This window comes from Halonotius pteroides, assembly GCF_003605635.1.
Taxonomy (GTDB): domain Archaea; phylum Halobacteriota; class Halobacteria; order Halobacteriales; family Haloferacaceae; genus Halonotius; species Halonotius pteroides.
The window spans coordinates 237,128-256,753 of the sequence record NZ_QMDW01000001.1 but is presented as its reverse complement, the minus strand read 5'-3'; the positions used below and the strand labels follow the sequence as shown (position 1 = coordinate 256,753).

Sequence of the window (19,626 nt, the reverse complement as noted above, 5' to 3'; positions counted from 1 at the left end):
GGGCCGTCAGCGGCCGAGCGAGACTCGAACCACATCGCCAGCGGCGAGCCCAAAGGCGTCGTCGCCGCGGCCCTGATTCACGTCACATTCAACGTAGCCGTGACTCCCGACAGTGACCAGCGTCTCACCGCGACCAACATGGTCGAATGTCTCGACGACCGGGACGCTTGCGTCGTTGACGCCCACCGTATCGATGTCGCCGAGCTTGTCGCCCGGGATGTTCGTGATCACGTTGCCAAAGTCGTCGACGACGAGCACCTCGCCGCAGATCGTTCCGTCGTCGACGGTCGGGGTCGGAAACTCGATGTCGACACAGGCATCGAGAGCGATCCGGCTGAGGCTGTCGATGTCGGCCATGGCGTCGACGCCGACAGCATGGATGTCGCCGGCCGCGGGGGCGAAGACATCTCGGCCATGAAACGTTGTTGACGCTGGGTCTTCGATACTGATCTCGAAGGCCTCGATGGGCGGTTCCGTGGCGGTTGAATCGGCCGCGGCTGCCGTCTCGCGGAGTCGTCGAACAACCGGCCGAGCCAGCCCGTTGTCGGGGGCAACGACCGCGTGGTTGCCGACACGAGTCGCGATCGCACGGCGGTCGGTGCCGACACCGGGGTCGACAACCGCGAGATGGACAGCCGGCGGAAACCACGGGATCGTCTCACGGAGCCAGAAGGCCGCCGCGCGGGGATCCTGCCGCGGGAGGTCGTGAGCGATATCGACGAGGCGGGCGTCTGTTCGCGAGCAGATGACACCCTTCATCGCCGCCGGATAGGGGCTGCCAAAATCAGAAGCAAGCGTGAGCATCGGGTGGCTGTTATATATCGTCCGCGCCGTCGGTATCGCTGACCTGTTGGATGCGTTCGACACCGCCGATCTCCCTGATGACGGCTGCCGCTGGATCAGGGATCAACGAGGCCCAGTCCTCGCCGTCGATCATGCGCTCTCGGAGCTCCGCGCCTTCCAGGATCTCTCGACGAAACATCGGTGACTGTCGCACCTCGACGCCGGCTTCCTCGAACAGCCGGATCACCAGCGGGTTATTCGAGAAGGCGACATCGAACGCCGGCGACATGCTCTGGACGTGGCTGACCCACACCGAGTTGCGGTCGAGATCCTCGATGGGGACGACGTAGGTCGGGATATCAAATTCGGCGACGGATTTGGTGACCATCATGACGCGTTCGCCGGCGGTAAACGGATCCCGTTGGGTATGGGAGTCCCCCGCTGAACCGATCCCTAACACTAGTTCGTCGACCTGCTCGGCGATCTCCTCGACCATGTGGTGGTGACCCGCATGGTACGGTTGAAACCGGCCGATGTAGAATCCCCGCATACCACACGCTATCACGTCACCCTTTATAAGCACGGCGAGTCTGCGGCGAGATCGCAGACGCCCGGTAGAGGGCTTCTACGACGCCAATTATGCATACTGACGATTTTTCACAAGGGGAGAAAGTATATCAGTCGCCGAGCCGTCCATTCACATAGCGAACCCGTTCTATGAGCAACAACACGGATACAGACGACGGGCCTCCCGACACGGAGGCCGAAGAAACGGCCTCGGAGCCCGGGCACTCCGAGGAGGTCGCCGACGGCGAGACCGGCGATCGACCGCACAATGACCACGAGGAACAGCCGGACGCCGACGAGAGCGGCGACCACGCTGACGACGGCGAGGAAGTATGGCCACCAACCGGGCCAGACCACGATGGGCCAACGATCGCCGACGAGGACGCCTTTGATTCCGACCCTACCACGGATCGCACCCGTGGCAACGAACCAGCCGAAACCGAAGGAACAGCGGGCACGATCGAGGAACTCGGCAGCGACGTTGAGGTTAGCGCGCCGGTCGCCGACGACCCGGATGAAGACGACCTCCTTGGCGGGCTGTTGATCGATAGCACCGAGGATGTTGAGATCCCTGACCGTCTTGTTGACCAGGTTATCGGTCAGGAACACGCCCGCGATGTGATTATCAAAGCTGCCCGTCAGCGGCGACACGTCATGATGATCGGCTCGCCGGGTACCGGCAAATCAATGCTGGCGAAGGCGATGACTGAGCTCCTCCCGAAAGAGGAGCTGCAGGATGTCCTGATCTACCACAACCCCGACGACGGCAACAAGCCGAAGGTGCGGACAGTGCCGGCCGGGAAGGGTGAACAGATTGTCGACGCTCACAAGGAGGAGGCCCGCAAGCGCGATCAGATGCGTACCTTCCTCATGTGGATCATTATCGCCGTCGTGTTGGGCTACGCGCTCATCATCGCCGGCCAAATCCTGCTGGGGATCTTGGCGGCTGGGATCGTCTATCTCGCCTTCCGCTATGCCTCCCGTGGCGGCGACGCGATGATCCCGAATCTGTTGGTCAACAACAACGACACCACGAGCGCGCCGTTCCGCGACGCTACCGGTGCCCACGCCGGCGCGCTGCTCGGTGACGTGCGACACGACCCCTTCCAGTCCGGCGGCATGGAGACGCCCTCACACGACCGCGTTGAGGCCGGGGCGATCCACAAGGCCAACAAAGGCGTGCTGTTTGTCGACGAGATCAACACCCTCGATATCCGCAGCCAGCAGAAGCTGATGACCGCGATCCAGGAGGGTGAGTTCTCGATCACCGGCCAGAGCGAACGCTCCTCGGGGGCGATGGTACAGACTGAGCCGGTGCCGACGGACTTCATCATGATCGCCGCCGGCAACCTTGATGCCATGGAGAACATGCACCCCGCGCTCCGCTCCCGTATCAAGGGGTACGGCTACGAGGTCTATATGGACGACACCATCGACGACACGCTGGAAATGCGCCAGAAGTACGTCCGCTTCGTGGCCCAAGAGGTCGCCAACGACGGTCGGCTGCCGCCGTTTGACGCCGAGGCGATCGAGGAGGTCGTTCTTGAGGCGCGGCGACGCGCCGGCCGGAAGGGCCAGCTCACGCTGCATTTCCGTGATCTTGGTGGGCTTGTCCGCGTCGCCGGCGATATCGCCCGCGCCGAGGACACCGAGTACACGACCCGTGAGCACGTTCTGCAGGCCAAGGAACGCTCCCGATCGATCGAACAGCAGCTTGCCGACGAGTTCATCGAGAAACGGAAGGATTACGAGCTCCAGGTCTCCGATGGCTACGAGGTCGGCCGCGTCAACGGCCTTGCCGTGATGGGTGAGGACTCCGGGATCATGCTGCCGGTGATGGCCGAGATCACCCCCACCCAAAGCGGTGGGCAGGTGATCGCCACCGGCCAGCTACAGGAGATGGCCGAGGAGTCGGTGCAAAATGTCTCGGCGATCATCAAGAAGTTCTCCGACGAGAACATCTCGGAGAAGGATATCCACATCCAGTTCGTCCAGACCGGCCAGCAGGGTGTCGACGGCGACTCGGCGTCGATTACGGTTGCAACAGCCGTGATCTCCGCGCTTGAGGGCGTCGGCGTCAGTCAGGATCTGGCGATGACCGGCTCGCTGTCGGTTCGTGGCGACGTGCTTCCGGTCGGTGGGGTAACCCACAAGATCGAAGCCGCCGCCAAAGCCGGCTGCAAACGCGTCATCATCCCGCAGGCCAACGAACAAGACGTGATGATCGAAGACGAGTACGAGGATATGGTCGAGATCATCCCCGTCAGCCACATCAGCGAGGTGCTTGACGTGGCGCTCGAAGGGGAAGCCGAAACCGACTCGCTTGTCGCCCGACTGAAAAATATCACCGGCTCCGCGCTACAGGATGGTAGCGTCGCCGGCCCCTCCAGCCCCAGCCCACAGTAAGCGAACTACCGGGAGCGGGGGTTTCAAGACGCTGTTTTTCCAGATTCGTGTATGGACGCAGTTCCGGTCGATATCGAACCCGATGACCTCCCGTTGGTGGCCGCGACCGTCGCCATCGCCTTCGGCAGCCTGTTTGTCATCGTTGGCAACGCTGAGGGCCACCTTTTGACTATTCTGTCCTTGGTCGGTGGAACCGTCGCCTTCGTTTGGTTTGCACTCCAGCGGATCGAGCCGGTCGAAGCCAAACTGGCGATCCCAGTCTCGGCGATGGTGCTCGGCAGTGTTCTCGTCGGGTTTGACGTGCCGAATCTCTTCGAGTTTGACGGGCCGCTGGGAGCAGCCCTATTTGTCTACGGGGCGATCCGCCTGCTCGGATACGCCGACGAGTAGCCGGTCACAGTCTGTCTGCGTTGCTGCTTGGTCGCTAGTTGTCTTCGAGGTCGCGGAGTGTCGCGGCAACATCGGGCGGTGTCGCCCCCTGTGCGTCATGGACGCGGTGATCCGGGATCAACAGCGGCACCGGGTTTGTCTGTAGTGCGTCCCGGATGGCCGCCTGATCCTCCTCGCTGTCCTCATCCATCCCAGCCAGCCGCGCCAGCCGCGAGACGGTCACCGTGTTGCCAGCCGAGACATTCTGGAGGGCATCAAGCACCTGGCGGTGGTCGGTTGGCAGCGTTAGCGCGATCTCGACGTCGGTCAGCGCGAGGCGATCACCGTCGAGATAGTCGTTGATCAGCGTGAAGACCTCGTGGTCGGTTGTGGCGTCGTCAGGAACCGTATCAGGGAACGATACGTCGATGACCTGGCCGCTGGCGACACCGAGCTGGATGACGGTATCGAGCTCGTCGAATCGCTGTGCGTAGATTCCGGGTGTCATGCTTCGATATAGGCTGCCGCTGCCTCTCAACGGTTCCGGCTCACGACGCAAGTCTTATGTACAGATACGTACATTGATGTACATAGATGAACGAACAATCAGGGGAGGTGGCCCCGGCAGTGCAGTCGATTCTCGATGCGGCCGCGGCCCGACCGGGCAGCGACGAGCGCGTGTCGGTGAGCCCGCGGTCGTTGTCAGCGGCGTTCACGGCGGCCGAACGTGACGGCCGCGTGCCGGTGATCGCGGAGGTCAAACCGACGAGTCCGACGACCGACGGCGAGCACGATGCTGATCCGGCTGCGCTGGCGAAAGCGATGGTTGACGGTGGCGCGACCGCGCTGTCGGTGCTCACGGAGCCGGAACATTTCGGCGGCTCAGTCGAGAACCTTCGGCGTGTCCGCGAGGCCGTCGACGTCCCGGTGTTGCGCAAGGATTTCATCCTGCGTGAGGCCCAACTCGACACCGCCGACAGCGACGTGATCTTGTTGATCGCCCGGTTTCTCGGCGACGACCTCGAACCGATGCTTGCGGCCGCCCAGGATCGCGGGTTTCAGGTGCTGGTTGAGGTACACACCGCCGCGGAACTCGACGCCGCAATCGACGCCGGCGCGGCGGTTATCGGGATCAACAACCGCGATCTCGCTCAACTGGAGGTCGACCTCTCGACCGTTGAGCGGTTGGCACCCGACGCCCCCGATGATGTAACGTTGATCGCCGAAAGCGGCGTTGCGACGGTCGAGGATGTCCGCCGGATGCGCGAGGCCGGCGCGGACGGCCTGTTGATCGGGGGGGCGATCATGGATGGCGACCCACAAACGAACACTGAGCGGCTGACCGGAGCAGCGCACTGATGGGAGACAGCACACCGACACACCAAAGCGAGGGTTACATGACCATGCCACACAAGAGGAACACACAATGAGTACAGACCACGCGACAGACGCTGCGGACTCACACACACAGGCGGCAGACGGCAAGTTCGGCGACTACGGCGGCCAGTACGTTCCTGAGGCCCTGATGCCAGCGATCCAGGAACTCACCGATGCCTACGAGCGATACGTCGTCAACAACGAGGATGGATTCATGGACGAGTTCCGCCAGCGGTTGGCGGATTTCGGCGGCCGACCGACACCGTTGCAGCGGGCCGATCGGCTCTCTGAGCGATACGACTGTGAGCTCTATCTCAAACGCGAGGATCTGCTCCACGGCGGGGCCCACAAGCTGAACAACGCCCTCGGTCAAGTGCTCTTGGCCAAATACATGGGCAAGGATCGCATCATCGCCGAAACCGGTGCGGGCCAACACGGCACCGCAACGGCGATGGCGGCGGCCCATCTCGATATGCCCTGCACGATCTACATGGGCGAACGTGACATCAACCGCCAGCGACCCAACGTGTTCCGAATGAAGCTCAACGGCTCGGATGTCAAACCGGTGACTGCCGGCCGGGGCACTCTCAAAGAGGCCATCTCGGAGACGATGCGGGATTGGGCCGCCAGCGTCGAGACGACCCACTACGTTATCGGCAGCATCGTCGGCCCCCACCCGTTCCCGGTGATGGTACGTGATTTCCACTCAGTTATCTCCGAGGAGATACGCACACAGACCCGGGAACAAACCGGCGGGCTCCCCGACGCTGTCGTCGCCTGTGCGGGCGGCGGCTCGAACACGATGGGTGCGTTCGCCCACTTCATCGACGACGATGGCGCGGAACGCAGTTCCGCGAAAAACCAGAGCGGCGACGAGCCGCGAGGGCGCGTCGACCTCGTCGCTGTTGAGGCTGGTGGCTCCTCGCTGGCTGTCGACGAGGAGGAAGGTGTCGCCCCCAACTCCGCGTCGCTGTCGACCGGCGACGAGGGGGTTCTCCACGGCGCGCGCACCAAGCTCCTGCAGGATAGCTTCGGCCAGATCATGGAATCACACTCGATCTCCTCGGGGCTCGACTATGCGGGTGTTGGCCCCGAGCTCGCCCATCTCGTCGACGAGGATCGCGTCACCCCGGTCGCTGTCGACGACGATGCGGCACTGGAGGGCTTCCACCGGTTATCGAACACCGAGGGGATCATTCCCGCCCTCGAAACGGCCCACGCCTTCGGGTACCTGGAGGAACACGCCGACGAGCTATCTGGCACCGTCGTCGTCAACGTCTCCGGCCGCGGCGACAAGGATCTGCAGGCGGCCATCGAGGAGACCGAGGCCCGCGACGTGCCGAACGCGCCGGATATGTCGATGTTTTCAGGGGGCATCTGAATGACCGAGGGTGGGCAGTCGGCCGAGACCCGTCGGAGCGACGGCGCGGCCGCCAACAGCGAGATCGCCGCTGCCTTCGCCGACGGCCCCGCGTTTGTCCCGTATCTCGCTGTCGGCGACCCAAGCTATGAGGCCTCAAAGGCATACGTCGAAGCCCTTGCCCGCGGCGGCGCGGATGTGATCGAACTCGGGTTGCCGTTTTCTGAGCCGATCGCCGAGGGCTCAACGATTCAGGGGGCGATTGTCCGCGCCCTGGAAGGCGGGATGACGCCCGAGCTGTTCTTCGAGTTCGTTGAGGCTGTCGATGTTGACGTCCCGCTGGTCTGTATGACCTACTACAATCTCATCTACCAGTATAGCAACGACGGCGACAGCGAGGCGCGACGCGCCTCGGGTGCGAACGGCACAGCCGCGAACACGGGGCCAGCCGCCTTCGTCGCCCGCGCCGCCGACGCCGGCATCTCGGGGCTTGTCGTTCCTGATCTCCCCGCCGAGGAAGCCGACCCGCTGCGGGCGGCCTGTGATGAACACGGGTTGGATCTCGTCTTTATCGTCGCACCGACGACCGAGGGCGACCGCTTGGAATCGATGATGGAGCGCGTTTCTGGATACGTCTACGTACAGGCTCGGCTCGGCACGACCGGCGCGAAAAGCGACGTGTCCGATCAGACCGATCGGAGCCTCCAGCGGCTCAGTGGGTGGGATGTCCCGAAAGCCGTCGGCTTCGGCATTTCCAGCGGCGAGCAGGCCGAGCGAATCGTCGCCAGCGGAGCCGATGGGATCATCGTCGGCTCCGCCTTGGTTGACATCGTTGCCGACGGTGTCGACAACGACTGGTCGACCGCGGAAACCGCTACAAAGCTGGAAGCGAAAGCCAGCGAGTTGGCCGATGGTGCGAACCGCGGGCGACCGACGCCGACGACCGGCGAGGAGTAGGCTCGGAGTCGCAAGCTACATACCCGCTTACTGACAGAGGTTCACACAACAGTTATGTCCGCAGGAATCAGCGCGCGGCTCGATCGTATCTCCACCGGGGGCCGGTATCTGATCGTCCCGATGGATCACGGGATCACAATGGGCGCGGTTACCGGCCTCAAGGAGCTGGAGGCGACCGTCGACGGTGTCACCAGCGGCGGTGCCGACGCCGTCCTTACCCAGAAGGGCGTCGCCGACCGCGTTCACGGCAACACCAACGGGGGCGGCTACATCGTCCATGTTAACGGCTCAACGACGATCGGCCCGGATGAAAACGACAAACGCCTCACCTGCAGTGTCGAGGAAGCGATCCGCGCGGGGGCTGATGCTGTCTCCTTCCATATCAACGTCGGCTCGAACTACGAACCAAAACAGATCGAAGAACTCGCCGAGATTACCGGCGAGGCCGAACGCTTTGGAATGCCGGTGTTGGCGATGGCCTACGCCCGTGGCCCCGGGATTCAGGGCGATGAACCTGAGGCCCTCGGCCACGCCGTTCGGCTCGCCGAGGAACTTGGCGCGGACGTTGTCAAAACCGGCTACAGCGGCGACGCCGAGAGCTTTCAACACGTCTGTGCGTCGACGAGCCTGCCGATTGTAATCGCCGGTGGCTCGAAGGGGACTGACGCCGAAACCGTTGAGATGGTTCGCGGCGCGATGGATGCCGGCGCGGCGGGCGTCTCGATGGGGCGATCGATCTTCCAACACGACACACCCGAGGCGATCACCCGTGCTGTCTCGGCAGTTGTCCACGACGACCACGACGCCGAGGACGCACTCAGTGCGGCTGGCCTCACCGTCGAAGCCTAACCCGCCGTGATCGAATTCGGGCCGTCGACCGATACCTGTGGTTTGATCGGCACTCACCAACTAACGGCCGTCTCAGGGGCTGAACGGTACTACTTGGCTCATGGTGAGTTTTAAGTATGCTACACGATTCCGATGAGGTAGTCGATGGTGTACCGATGGCGTGCGCGAAGCGGGGAGTTCACCGTCTGGTCGGCCAGCCGCGAGGAGACCGTCGAGCGGGTGAAAACCTACATCGCCAAACGCAATCAGCGCCGCCTCACACAGGAGGGGGTGATGGTCGGCTGGTCGTGTCCCTACTGTGATCGCCGCAACTCCGCCCACGACGAGCACGTCGCGCTTGAAACGTTCAAACAGCACCTGTTTTCACACAAAAAACCGCTGTTGGAGTCGGGCCTCCACGTCGCCGACGAGATCAACGGAACAGGGTCGATCGCGGTGCTGTCGCCTGTTGCGTCGACCGGTGCCAACAACGCCAGAGTTCATTTTCTCTCGCCGGGTGATGTCGTCGTCATCGTCACCACAGATCCGGCAGCGCGGATCGACCTGTTGCGTTCCAAACTCAGCGAATGGCCGGAGTGGACGGTTCTCTTGACGACGAAGGAAAACCCACTGGAGGGGCTCAGCGGCGTCCAGCTGATGGATATCCCCGTTGAGATCGTCCATCTCGACAAACAGATGGGGTTAGGCAGTCTCACCGAAACCATCTCACGCGTGCTTGAAGAGCAACAAGCGCCCGGTCGGAAGATCGCCTTCGAGTTCGATATCCTCACCGAACTCATCCAGAAGGCAAAGCTTCAGCGCATCTTCAAGTTCCTCCACCTGCTGACGGCCCGATTGGAGGATGTAACCGCGCTGTCGCATTTCTTTGTCAACCGCGACCGGATGGCCTCCAGTATGAACGTGCTAGATCCGGTGTTTGATATGCAGATCAAAGCCGACGGCCCGTTGTTCCTCCAGGAGTGAGCTTACTCATCGCGCTTCTGGGCGGTGTAGTCGGCGGGTTCAGTCACCCGTACGTACTCGACAGTTTCCTTTAACAGCTCCTCGGCATCGCTGTCGGTGATCTGGCTGTGGACGAATTTTGCGCGCTGGCGGGCGTCCTCGCTGGTCTCGTAGCTGTCGATGGCGTCCGCAAGCTGGTCTTCAAGATCGATGCCGCCGATCCGGACGAGACTGGTGGCGGCGATCTGTGCGGTGGTACCGTCGTCGGCATCCAGCGCGTCGATGAGTGTCTCGACTGTCTCCTCGCGCGGATGCGGGTTAGCAATGTGACCAAGCAGCCACGCTGTGTTTCGGCGGATCGCCCGCCGGTCGCTCTCCGCAAAAAGTCGCAGAAAGATCGGAACGGTGTCGCTGTCGGTGTTGGCCTGGAGCTCCTCGACGACCGTTTCGCGAACTGTATGGCTCTCCTCGAAGGGGGCTTGATACACCAACTCGACAACGGATTCGGCGGCCGCCTGTTGGACGGCGTCATCACTATCGTCGATCCCGTTGAGCAAGATTGTGAGCACATCAAGCGACCCGAGTGTCCCGAGGCTTTCGATAACCGTCCGCCGGAGTTCCGTGTTGTCAGTTTTCGCGGCGTCGATAAGCGCCTCGATGGCGGTATCGCCGCCGATCTGTGCGAGCGATCGGGCCGCCTTCATCTTGATCGCCTCGTCGTAGCTGTCGAGGGCGTCGACAAGCGCGTCGACACAACGATGGTCGCCAACCCGGCCGCATTCCTCGATCGCTCTGGCCCGAACGCGGTAGTCGTCGTCCGTACATGCGGAGGCCAGCTTTGGGACGACGGTGTGGGTGCCGACATCGCCGAGCCCAGCGACCGCCAGCAGGCGGAGTTCAGGGTGGTCGCTACCGAGCCACTCGACTAACACCAACGGGTGTGGCGAGTCGGTCGGCGTCGGCTCGGTGTCGGCGGCGACCTTTCGGACGAGCGTCTCAATGATGTCCTCGTCGTGGATGTACAGCAGCGCCTCGACGATGCGAGCCCGAACCGTTTCGTTGTTCTCGTTGAGAACGCCACTGATGAGTTGTTGTTTGATCTCACCGTTGTCTGCCCGTCTTACCCCGTCGCCGAACTCGGCGAGGATGCCGGCGGCCCCCAGTCGAACACCCAACGAGTCGTTGCTCCCGAGGTAGCGGGCGATCCGGTCGAACTGGCCGTTGGTCGCCAGTGTATAGAGGAAATCCGGCTGTGTGGTCTGTGGTTGGTCGTCCATTGCGTCCTCTGAAAGCTGGTGTTGCCCGGGTCGACAGCGGCACGCTTACCGCCGCTATCGATTCAACGTATGTGATCGCTTACAACTGAACTATAATAAGCCTGTAGGAACCCGACAGGTGGCCGGTTTGAACTGCGTGAACTCAGCTTGAGGAGTTGTTGTCGCCGTTGGTGTCAGCTTCCGGCCCATCGCCCGTGGTATCGTCGTCGGTGGGATCCGATGTGACGGCCGCATCAAGCGGCGCGACAAGCCGGTCGACGAGCGTGTATGGGTCAACGTCGCGTCCTGCGACGGCGGTGGCCACCGCATCGAGGCCGCCGTTGGCCTCCAGCAGGCGTTCGCTGATCGCACGCAGATCGCTCCGGAGGAGTCGCTGCAGGGTTGCTGCTGCCCGCCGGTGCCGGCGGCTGGTCGCTCCGGCTGACCCATTGAGGTGAGTCGTGTGTGCAGCGACAGCATCGGCGAACTCCTCAACCCCCTCGCCGGTCGTGGCGATTGTCTCGACGACTGTGGGCGTCCACGACCTCGGCGCTTCACTATCGTCGCTGATGTTGGACTCGCTTGGGGGCTCGCTGTCGTCGCTACCGTGGGCACCAGGGCCGATATCAGCGGTGTGGTGGCCAGCAACGCTCCCGGTCGCCTTCGACCCGTGTACCATCGCCTCCAGATCTGCGACTGTCTGAGCGGCCTCGTCCATATCGGCCTTGTTGACGACGAAAATGTCACCGATCTCGAGGATGCCGGCTTTCAGCAGCTGGACATCATCGCCGGAGCCTGGCTGGACGACGACCGCGACGGTGTCGGCGGTTTCGACGATGTCGACCTCGTTTTGGCCCGCACCGACGGTTTCGATGATGATCCGATCCATGCCGAAGGCCTCGAAGGCGGTGACGGCGTCGGTCGTCGCCATCGAGAGCCCGCCGAGGCGGCCGCGCGCGCTCATCGAGCGGACGAAGACGCCCTCGTCGCCGGCGGTCGACCCCATTCGGATCCGATCGCCCAACACCGACCCGCCGGTGTACGGGGAGGCGGGATCGACCGCCAACACGCCGACAGTCTCGCCGCGCTCGCGGTAGTAGTCAGTGAGTTTGTCGACCAGTGTGGATTTGCCCGCGCCGGGACTGCCGGTGACCCCGAGCACCGGTGTCGTCCCGGCGTGGGTGTATAATGCGGCCAGGAGGTCACGGGCTCCCGCTGTCCGATCTTCTATCTTCGTGAGCACGCGTGCAAGCGCGCGCTGGTCGCCGTCCAAGAGACCGTCCAGCAACGCTGTATTCGACGCCGAAAGCTGCTCACGCGGAGCCGCTGAACGGGTCGCCAGCAACGCATCCGGGAGCGATGCTGTGGGATCACTGTTGGCCACGTCATTGCCACTGCTGCCGCCGGCGGTCTGGGGGGTGTCGTCGCCCATCGCTACTCCGCTCCGGCGTGTTCGCGGACGAACGCGACGGTCTCTTCCATCGGCGTCCCGGGGCCGAAGATCTCGGCGACGCCCATCTCTTTGAGCGTCGTTGTATCTTCCTCGGGGATGATGCCACCGACGAGGATCAGGGTGTCATCGAGCGCGCCGTAGGATTCGAGACCGTCGATGATCGTCGGGATCAGCGTGTTGTGGGCCCCTGAGAGGATCGAGATGCCAAGCACATCCACGTCCTCTTGGACGGCGGCTTGGACGATTTCCTCGGGGGCGCGGTGGAGCCCGGAGTACACCACCTCGAAGCCGGCATCCCGGAACGCCCGAGCGATGACCTGCGCGCCGCGGTCGTGGCCATCGAGGCCAACCTTAGCGATCAAACACCGGATCGCCCGCTGTGTCGATTCCACGCTCATAACTGCTGATTTGGGCGAGAACGGTTTGATTCTACCGGCCAGCAGTCTCATCCCTCGCCTGCTGTTGGCAAAGCTACTTAGCTGATGTATGCACAATGCATGCATATGAGCACATCCATCCGTGTTTCCGAGCAGACAAAGGAGAAACTCGATCGGCTCAAACGCGACAGCGAGAGTTTCGACGAGCTACTGCGTCGGCTGGCAGCCGACGAACAGCCGATCGAGATCGGGGCGTGGGATTCGGAGACGGCCGACCGCGCCCGCGAGGCGATCGACCGTTCTCGGGAGAGTTTCGAGCGGTGACATTTCTCGATTCGTCGGTCATCATCGACCTGCTCGAAGGTGTTGATGCAACGGTCGGGTTCATTCGATCGCGGGACGATCAACTACTCACCTCCTCGATCTGCGTCTATGAGGTGCTTGATGGCGTTCTCGGCAGCGGATCGACAGATATCGTTGCCGAACGCCAGCGATTCGGTGGTGTTCGGGCGATCGAACTCACCGACGACCTCGCGGTGGAAGCGGCTCGGCTCCAAGACGAACTGCTAGCAGACGGTGTGCGAATGGCAGCCCGTGATTGTCTTATCGCTGCCACAGCGCGTTCAACTGGCGATCAGCTCGTGGTTGCTGACGCGGATTTTCAAACTGACGCAGTTGGGTCGAAAATCGACATCACGAATCTTCGAGACTAGATCGTTCTTGATTGTCGTTGGACGTGTTGTGAATGATCTGATCCGACCGGCCATGTTAGTGTGAGACACGACCGCAGGCCTCGGGCGCGGCTTATGACCTTCCAGCCCCAAACAAAAGTATGACCACGGAAGTTGAAGATCGACTCCTCGAACTCGCCGTTGTGGCCCTCCTCACTACCATCAGCGGTGAGCTGGCTGGTGTCACCGCAGTCGTTTCCCTCGGCGTGACGACGTTTGCGTTCGCCTTGGCTGCACTGTTGGTTGTGATGACCCTCTCGCTGGTCGTTGGCCTCAGCCGGCTCTCGGGGCCGGACATGCAGCCGGTGACATCGACTGACCGAACGCACTGAATCGCCGCTCCAACCGTCCACGGCAGGCATCGCAGCCTGCGACGATCACCTCTGTAGGTAGGTTCTGACACCAACGAACACAGACGCGACACCGTAGATACGGAGCGACAGCCACCCGGTCGCCCGCGTGGGCAGCGATCGATGCTTGCGGTCGATCGGTTGCGTTTCGCGTAGGTTTTTAATCAACGGGTGGCACCCTTCAGGTATGCGTGTCGCGTTTGTCTCGATGCACACCCACCACACCCGCGACACTCCTGGGATTCGACGGCGAACGCGACTGATTCAGCTGCTCAGCCGCACTGACCACGAGGTTGTGGTACTCTGTAGCCGCTGGTGGGACGGCGACCACCCCACCTTCGAGCAAGACGGTATTTCTTACCGCGCGGTCGACGGCGACTTCTCGACGAACCGTTTTGTCGCCAAACTCCCGTTGGCCATTCGACGGGCCGACCCGGATGTCGTCCACATGCCGAACACGCCGGCCCGACACGCCCGCGCCGCCAAAGCGGTGTGCCGACTGCTGCGGGTGCCGTTGGTCGTCGACTGGTGGGCGGTCGACGACGGCGACAGCGACAACGACTGCCGGCGCGTCGCCAGCAAGGCCGACCGGATCATCGCCCCCTCCCAAACGGTTGAAACGGTCGTCCGTGAGTATGGGGCCGCCGAGTCGACGATCAGCGTCATCCCCGAGGGATTGGACTTCTCGGTGATCGAATCCGCCCCTGTCAACGACGAGTTTGATCTGGTCTACAGCCGTCGGCTGGACTCCCATGCCAACGCCGAGACGTTTCTGCTCGCGTTGGCCGAGCTCCGCGACCGTGACTGGTCGGCGGCGATCATCGGCAACGGGGACGCGGCGTCGGATATCGAGCGGACGGCCCGCGACCTCCGCATCCGCGATCGAGTCTCCTTTCTCGGCGAGTTAGGCAACCAACAGCGTGTCGCCGTTTTGAAAGGGGCCCACGTGTTCGCCCAGACCGCCGAACAAGAGCCGTTTGCGACGAATCTGCTGTGGGGGTTGGCCTGTGGCTGTGTCGGCATCGCGGAGTATCAGACCGATTCGGCGGCCCATGAGCTGATCGAGGAGAAATCCCGGCTTGCGGCGACCCGCGGCGAACTCGTCTCGACACCACAGGAGTTTGCTGATGAGATCGTCGCCGCGGGTTCGCTTGAACAGCGAACCATCGATCCAGCGTACGAACGTTACGATTACAGCAGTATCGTCGACCGGTATCTCACCTGCTACCGGCAGGCGATCGATAACTACGGCCTGTTGTGATCAGGCGGCGTCCTCGTAGTCGCCACCGTATTTGAGGAAGAAGAAGGCAAACGAGAGCGTCGAGACCATCGCCACGAACGTTGCCAGCCCAAGGGTTTTGGCCGTATCCGGGATCTGTGGCGCGCCGCCACCGCCGCCACCGCCGCCGGTCTCGACTGTCGGCACGTCGCCGCCGACCGCGACCGCTCCGAGCATCCCGAGCGAGGAGTGGGGGACACACTGATAGTTGGTGATGCCGGTGTGTTCCTCGGTGAAGGTGAACTCGTAGCTAAAGCCGGCCTCGCTCACTGTCTCACTTCCAAGCCCGGCTGGCCCCTCAACAGCCTCGACGTTGTGGCCGCCGCCGTTGCCGGTCCACTCCCAGATGACGGTCGTTCCCGGGTCGATCCAGATGCCGGCGGGGCCGAAAGCGAGATTGCCGCCGTTGCCGCTGGCACCGACTTCGACGGTAACTTCATCGTTTCCGCGAAGGTCTTCGGTGCCGCCGTCGACGCCCTGTAGATGACTCCCGAAATCAGCCATCTCCGACTGCCCAGCCGCGGTACCTGCCGTGGCCGTTGTGGCTCCCGCCGCGGCAACGCCGCCGGCCGCTGTTCGAAGCAGCCCTCGCCGCGAGACCGCGTCGTTGTCGCTCATATTTCGCCCTTCGTGATCGGGTGTAGTGAATATGTTGGTTCGCAGCCGCCCACCCGGTGGTGAGCCTCCCCGCGTGTCACCCGTTTCGGAACGCTTTTACTGCCAATCCCGACACATTCGCCCATGTCATCAGTCGAAGCCGAACTCCGCGAGCAGTTCACCGAGGCCTTCACTGGAGCTGACTACCCGATCACCGGCCAGATGGATCTGGTTCCGGCGCTCCCAAACGGCCCGAGGACAACGTTTACTGCCGGAGAGCGAACGCTCACCGCCATGGAGCTTGCCTCGGATCTCAGCGGCCACCAAGAGTTTCCCTACGAGGATGTTGAGTCACTCGTTGACGACGCGATCGCGGGCCTGAAAGCCGAGGACGTGATCTGATCGACAGCGGCGAGACGTTCTTTATTGTGGAGCGTAAACGGCAAATGTGCTTTCCGTGCTGCAGGCCACGCTGCCGGCGTGGGTCGTCTTTGGGCTCCTCTTTGGGCTGGTTGCTTCCGCGATCGTCGCCGCGCTCTTCTATGTTGGCGATCGATTGTTTCCTGCCACAGATCACGGCCACAACGACCACACCCACCACACCAGCGGCACGGAGCGTCGTCGCGCCGAGTACAGAGACTACCTGACCGCGATCAACGAACCGTATCTTGAAGCCCATGATCGTGCCGGCCACAGCCTGGATTTCTACCTCCCGCAGCGGGATGTCGGCCTCACGTTCGATCCACGCGTCCTCTTTGGACTTGAGGAGACCACGACCCACGTCATTCTCTGTGAGGCTGAGATGCCCGCGGCCAACCTTGGTCGCCGGCTACCGTTTGAGATCCCGGATGATGTCCGTACCCCACCGACCAGCAACGACCCGGTAGATCAGGCCTACGAGCAGCTTGGGATCACACCTGATGCCACCGCCACCGAGGTTCGGGATGCCTACCGCTCGCGAGCCAAGGAGACCCACCCTGATCGCGGCGGCAGCAGCGAGGAGTTCAAACAGCTCCAGGAGGCCTACGCGACCGTGAAAGATCACGCCGAGGGCACCGCCTGAGCGCTTGGTGCGACAGCGTGCGTTTACAGTGTCGTGACATCATAATCTGTGTCGCCATCGCGGAGTGTGTCGGTGACACGACCAACCGTGTCGGTTGCGGCGACGACGACAACAGCCATTCCGACGGCGGCCGCCGCGGCGGCGACCTCGCCGGCAGCAACCGTCACTGCCGGTTCGTAGCCCGCCTCCCGGAGGGAGACAACGCCCTCGACGTCGGCCGCCAGACACTGATCGGCGGTCTCACACTCGTCGGCCAACGCGTCGGTATCGGCTTCGCGACTGCCGCCATCACGAGCCGGCGGCACCTGTGCGACGGTGACTGTGCCGGTTGTCATCTCGATGATCCCCTCGAATGAGGTGACGCTCACGTCGGTACCGGCGTCAGCGTCGGTCGTGGCGACCCCGGTTGCCGGCCCCTCGTCGCCAGGGGTCGCATGCAGCAATCCCTCCGCCAGTGAGAGTGTCACCTGCTGGCCGGCCTCGATCGTGTCCGTGGCGATCGCGGTATCCTCCTGAACGCTGCCCAACACATCGTCGGTGACGTGGTTGGCGAACCGCTGGAGGGATCTGGCCTCCTGAAACAGCCAGTCGACGCCCTCCTTGGTGACGGCATACCGGGAGCGTCCCTCCTTGCGGACGAGGCCGTCGTCGACGAGCTCGCGGATGTACTCGGAGACCGCTTGGCTGGTGACGCCGACCGAGTCGGCGATCTCGCCTTGGCTCACCGCCGGCTGGCGGTCGGCGATCTCCACCAGCACGCGAAACCGCGTGGCCGTTCGCTTGTCCGCGAGCGCATTGCTCATACCGGCTGCTTTCGGCGGCACGGTAAAAAGCCCGACGGGAGGGTTTTGTTCATTGACACCAACACGTGGGTATGGCCATCCGCCCACCGGCTGCTGAGGCACTGACGGTCGCCGACCGGGCGGTGTACCTTGATGACGCCGACGCGGTGGTGCTCGCTGATCTCCACTGTGGCCGGGGCGATGCCTCCCGTGTTGCGGCGCCGATCGACGCTGGTGAGTCGATCCGCCAGCGCGTTCGCACCCTGCTGGATCGATTTGAGCCGGCAACGATCGTTTTTGCTGGTGATCTGCTTCACAGCTTTGACCGGCTGCCACGAACTGCCGCCGACGCTATCGAGGGGCTGTGGGCCAACTGTGTCGACGCCGGCGTCGAGGTGCTCGCTGTCGAGGGCAACCACGACAGCCGGCTAGCCGACTGTTGGCCAGGCTCGGTTGCTGACGCGGTCACACTTGCTGATGGCACTGTCGTCTGCCATGGCCACGCCCCGCCCGAACAGCGGGGTCATCGCTACGTGATCGGCCATGCTCATCCGGCGATCACGATCGAGGGGGTGAAACGACCCTGCTATCTGTTTGGCGACGCGGCGTACCGCGGCGGTGAGTTGCTGGTGCTCCCGGCGTTTACCACCCTGGCTGGCGGCGTCGATATCAGCGACCGGCGGGCAGGCGATCTGCCGTCGCCGCTGGTGTCAACGCTGGGCTCGCTGCAGCCGGTGGTCTGGGATGATGGAGATAACGACACACTGTGGTTCCCCCCACTCCGGCAGTTACAGCGGTTGTTGTGACGGCGTCTCAGCGGTCATCAAGCACCGCACGGGCAGCCTCACGGCCGCTTTTCATCGCGCCCTGAATCGCCGACCACTCGGTGTACTCACCGGCCAGATAGGTGCGTCGCCCGCCATCTCGAACGGCTGGCAGTGATTCGTGCACCCCGGGTGGTTGGGCGAACTGCGCAAACGGGATCCGGTCGGTTCGTAGGGGTTCGAGACCGTCAAACTGCCGCTCGGGGTACCACGCCGACAGCGTCTTGCGTGTCTTGGCAGCGAGTTGCTGGCTGTCGGTGTCGATGGCGTCGTCGCCGAGGAACGTCGCATTCAGCAGCAACGTATCGTCGGGCGCGTACTCGGGCGCAACCGTCGACATCGGTACAACCGTATTCGGCGCGCTGCCGCCGGCGTTCAACAGGAGTCGCCGCCCGGTGTCGAGACCGTCGGCCGCTGGGAGCCGATAGTGTTGGGTGACACAGCCGACGCCATCGGTCGGGATCGCCGCACAGTCGGTGAGCCGCGCCGCCTGTCGCGGGCCGGTTGCCACGACGACGGCGTCGACCGCGCGGCGATCGTTGTCGGTGACGACGACCGCGTGGCGGCGTTTTTGTCGGAGCTCTGTGACCGCCTCGTCGGTCTGGATCGTTGCCCCGGCGTCGGCGGCGGCCGCGGCGAGTTGCCGCGGGATCGCGGCCATCCCGTCGGCCGGCACCGCGCTGTCGCCGTCGCTGAGAGACTTAAACGTGTACTCGAAGACGCGCTTCGAGGTCGACAGCGACCGATCCAGCGTGATCCCGCCGTAGAACGGCGCGATGAAGTTGTTGATGTACTGCTCGGAGAAGCCCCATTCACGAAGCCACCCACGGATCGATGTGTCGGGTCGCTGGAGCAGGTCGTCGTAGGTTCGCGTCGAAAGATCCTGCCGGAGCGCGAGCGTTCGCAGTTTGTCGGTCGTGGTGACCTCAGTAGTGAGTAGACTGGCAAGGGCGGCACTCGGATCACCCAGTGGGTCGGCCAACACCGACCGACTGCCGGGCCGAGCGATCGTTGCGCCCGGGGAAAACCGCCGGAGATCGAGGGCAGCAAGATCAAGCTCCCGTTGTACCGCCGGGTAGGCGGTAAACAGCACCTGAAAGCCACGATCCAGCGTATAGCCACCTTCGGTGTGAGTGGTGACGCGACCCCCGACTGTCTCGTCGGCCTCATACAGCGTGACAGCCACACCACCGTCTGCGAGATGGCGTGCGGCGACCAACCCGGCGAGTCCGCCGCCGATAACGACAACAGAACGACTCATACCGCTATATCGGGTGGCGGGGACAAAGAAGCACCCGGACTCC

Annotated in this window: 23 protein-coding genes; 14 read left to right on the top strand and 9 right to left on the bottom strand. The window is 63.2% G+C overall.

Annotated elements, in window-relative coordinates; genetic code table 11:
* Nucleotides 1-6 precede the first annotated feature (6 nt).
* Both DP106_RS01275 and DP106_RS01270 read right to left on the bottom strand, forming a co-directional pair.
* Entirely contained in the window at nt 7-804 is a 798-nt protein-coding gene (locus DP106_RS01275) for an SAM hydrolase/SAM-dependent halogenase family protein (RefSeq protein ID WP_120082752.1), read from the bottom strand.
* A gap of 10 nt (nt 805-814) precedes the next feature.
* Complete coding sequence (locus DP106_RS01270) at nt 815-1,333, bottom strand: nicotinamide-nucleotide adenylyltransferase (protein ID WP_120082751.1); 519 nt, start codon at nt 1,331-1,333, stop codon at nt 815-817.
* A 167-nt stretch (nt 1,334-1,500) separates the two neighbouring features.
* Between DP106_RS01270 and lonB the strand changes: the two genes are divergently transcribed.
* Entirely contained in the window at nt 1,501-3,756 is a 2,256-nt protein-coding gene (gene lonB, locus DP106_RS01265) for an ATP-dependent protease LonB (protein ID WP_120082750.1), read from the top strand.
* Between the two features lie 51 nt (nt 3,757-3,807).
* Nucleotides 3,808-4,146: a hypothetical protein gene (locus DP106_RS01260; RefSeq protein ID WP_120082748.1), complete on the top strand. Its 339-nt coding sequence runs from the start codon at nt 3,808-3,810 to the stop codon at nt 4,144-4,146.
* Nucleotides 4,147-4,180: 34 nt separating this feature from the next.
* On the opposite strand, the gene DP106_RS01255 is transcribed toward DP106_RS01260, so the two are convergent.
* Complete coding sequence (locus DP106_RS01255) at nt 4,181-4,633, bottom strand: MGMT family protein (RefSeq protein ID WP_120082747.1); 453 nt, start codon at nt 4,631-4,633, stop codon at nt 4,181-4,183.
* An 86-nt stretch (nt 4,634-4,719) separates the two neighbouring features.
* On the opposite strand from DP106_RS01255, the gene trpC reads away from it, so the two are divergent.
* The 5 genes from trpC to DP106_RS01230 all read left to right on the top strand — a co-directional run bounded on the left by trpC (nt 4,720) and on the right by DP106_RS01230 (nt 9,631).
* Nucleotides 4,720-5,484, top strand: a complete 765-nt coding sequence (trpC, locus tag DP106_RS01250) for an indole-3-glycerol phosphate synthase (RefSeq protein WP_120082745.1) — start codon at nt 4,720-4,722, stop codon at nt 5,482-5,484.
* Between the two features lie 67 nt (nt 5,485-5,551).
* Nucleotides 5,552-6,883, top strand: a complete 1,332-nt coding sequence (trpB, locus tag DP106_RS01245; RefSeq protein ID WP_120082744.1) for a tryptophan synthase subunit beta — start codon at nt 5,552-5,554, stop codon at nt 6,881-6,883.
* Nucleotides 6,884-7,819, top strand: a complete 936-nt coding sequence (trpA, locus tag DP106_RS01240) for a tryptophan synthase subunit alpha (protein ID WP_120082742.1) — start codon at nt 6,884-6,886, stop codon at nt 7,817-7,819. It abuts the gene before it with no gap.
* A gap of 54 nt (nt 7,820-7,873) precedes the next feature.
* A complete protein-coding gene (locus tag DP106_RS01235; RefSeq protein ID WP_120082741.1) occupies nt 7,874-8,668 on the top strand; it encodes a 2-amino-3,7-dideoxy-D-threo-hept-6-ulosonate synthase in 795 nt (264 codons plus the stop codon).
* Nucleotides 8,669-8,812: 144 nt separating this feature from the next.
* Nucleotides 8,813-9,631 carry a DUF7504 family protein gene (locus tag DP106_RS01230; protein ID WP_120082740.1) on the top strand — a complete coding sequence of 273 codons (819 nt, stop codon included), beginning with the start codon at nt 8,813-8,815 and terminating at the stop codon, nt 9,629-9,631.
* Nucleotides 9,632-9,633: 2 nt separating this feature from the next.
* Here DP106_RS01230 and DP106_RS01225 read toward each other — a convergent pair whose 3' ends face one another.
* From DP106_RS01225 to DP106_RS01215, 3 genes are all read right to left on the bottom strand, one after another.
* A complete protein-coding gene (locus tag DP106_RS01225; RefSeq protein WP_120082739.1) occupies nt 9,634-10,887 on the bottom strand; it encodes a HEAT repeat domain-containing protein in 1,254 nt (417 codons plus the stop codon).
* A gap of 142 nt (nt 10,888-11,029) precedes the next feature.
* Nucleotides 11,030-12,298, bottom strand: a complete 1,269-nt coding sequence (gene meaB / locus DP106_RS01220) for a methylmalonyl Co-A mutase-associated GTPase MeaB (protein WP_120082737.1) — start codon at nt 12,296-12,298, stop codon at nt 11,030-11,032.
* A 2-nt stretch (nt 12,299-12,300) separates the two neighbouring features.
* The gene (locus tag DP106_RS01215) at nt 12,301-12,717 is read right to left on the bottom strand and encodes a cobalamin B12-binding domain-containing protein (protein WP_120082736.1); all 417 of its coding nucleotides are present in this window, start codon (nt 12,715-12,717) and stop codon (nt 12,301-12,303) included.
* A gap of 105 nt (nt 12,718-12,822) precedes the next feature.
* Between DP106_RS01215 and DP106_RS01210 the strand changes: the two genes are divergently transcribed.
* From DP106_RS01210 to DP106_RS01195, 4 genes are all read left to right on the top strand, one after another.
* Entirely contained in the window at nt 12,823-13,020 is a 198-nt protein-coding gene (locus DP106_RS01210; RefSeq protein WP_120082735.1) for a DUF7557 family protein, read from the top strand.
* Nucleotides 13,017-13,409, top strand: coding sequence for a PIN domain-containing protein (locus DP106_RS01205; RefSeq protein WP_120082733.1), 393 nt, complete (start codon nt 13,017-13,019; stop codon nt 13,407-13,409). The genes DP106_RS01210 and DP106_RS01205 overlap by 4 nt, the downstream gene beginning before the upstream one ends.
* Nucleotides 13,410-13,528: 119 nt before the next feature.
* Entirely contained in the window at nt 13,529-13,759 is a 231-nt protein-coding gene (locus DP106_RS01200) for a hypothetical protein (RefSeq protein WP_120082731.1), read from the top strand.
* A 205-nt stretch (nt 13,760-13,964) separates the two neighbouring features.
* Nucleotides 13,965-15,038 carry a glycosyltransferase family 4 protein gene (locus DP106_RS01195; RefSeq protein ID WP_120082730.1) on the top strand — a complete coding sequence of 358 codons (1,074 nt, stop codon included), beginning with the start codon at nt 13,965-13,967 and terminating at the stop codon, nt 15,036-15,038.
* On the opposite strand, the gene DP106_RS01190 is transcribed toward DP106_RS01195, so the two are convergent.
* Nucleotides 15,039-15,674: a halocyanin domain-containing protein gene (locus tag DP106_RS01190; protein ID WP_120082728.1), complete on the bottom strand. Its 636-nt coding sequence runs from the start codon at nt 15,672-15,674 to the stop codon at nt 15,039-15,041.
* 123 nt (nt 15,675-15,797) lie between these two features.
* On the opposite strand from DP106_RS01190, the gene DP106_RS01185 reads away from it, so the two are divergent.
* Both DP106_RS01185 and DP106_RS01180 read left to right on the top strand, forming a co-directional pair.
* A complete protein-coding gene (locus DP106_RS01185; protein WP_120082726.1) occupies nt 15,798-16,055 on the top strand; it encodes an MTH865 family protein in 258 nt (85 codons plus the stop codon).
* 46 nt (nt 16,056-16,101) lie between these two features.
* Nucleotides 16,102-16,716 (top strand): J domain-containing protein, encoded by a 615-nt coding sequence (locus DP106_RS01180; protein WP_120082725.1) that lies wholly within the window; start codon nt 16,102-16,104, stop codon nt 16,714-16,716.
* A 23-nt stretch (nt 16,717-16,739) separates the two neighbouring features.
* Here the strand turns inward: DP106_RS01180 and DP106_RS01175 are convergent, their stop codons facing one another.
* Nucleotides 16,740-17,519 (bottom strand): DUF7839 domain-containing protein, encoded by a 780-nt coding sequence (locus tag DP106_RS01175; protein WP_120082724.1) that lies wholly within the window; start codon nt 17,517-17,519, stop codon nt 16,740-16,742.
* A 71-nt stretch (nt 17,520-17,590) separates the two neighbouring features.
* Here DP106_RS01175 and DP106_RS01170 point away from each other — a divergent pair, with 71 nt between their 5' ends.
* Complete coding sequence (locus tag DP106_RS01170) at nt 17,591-18,304, top strand: metallophosphoesterase (RefSeq protein ID WP_120082722.1); 714 nt, start codon at nt 17,591-17,593, stop codon at nt 18,302-18,304.
* Nucleotides 18,305-18,311: 7 nt separating this feature from the next.
* Here DP106_RS01170 and DP106_RS01165 read toward each other — a convergent pair whose 3' ends face one another.
* Complete coding sequence (locus tag DP106_RS01165) at nt 18,312-19,583, bottom strand: NAD(P)/FAD-dependent oxidoreductase (RefSeq protein WP_120082721.1); 1,272 nt, start codon at nt 19,581-19,583, stop codon at nt 18,312-18,314.
* Between the last annotated feature and the right edge of the window lie 43 nt (nt 19,584-19,626).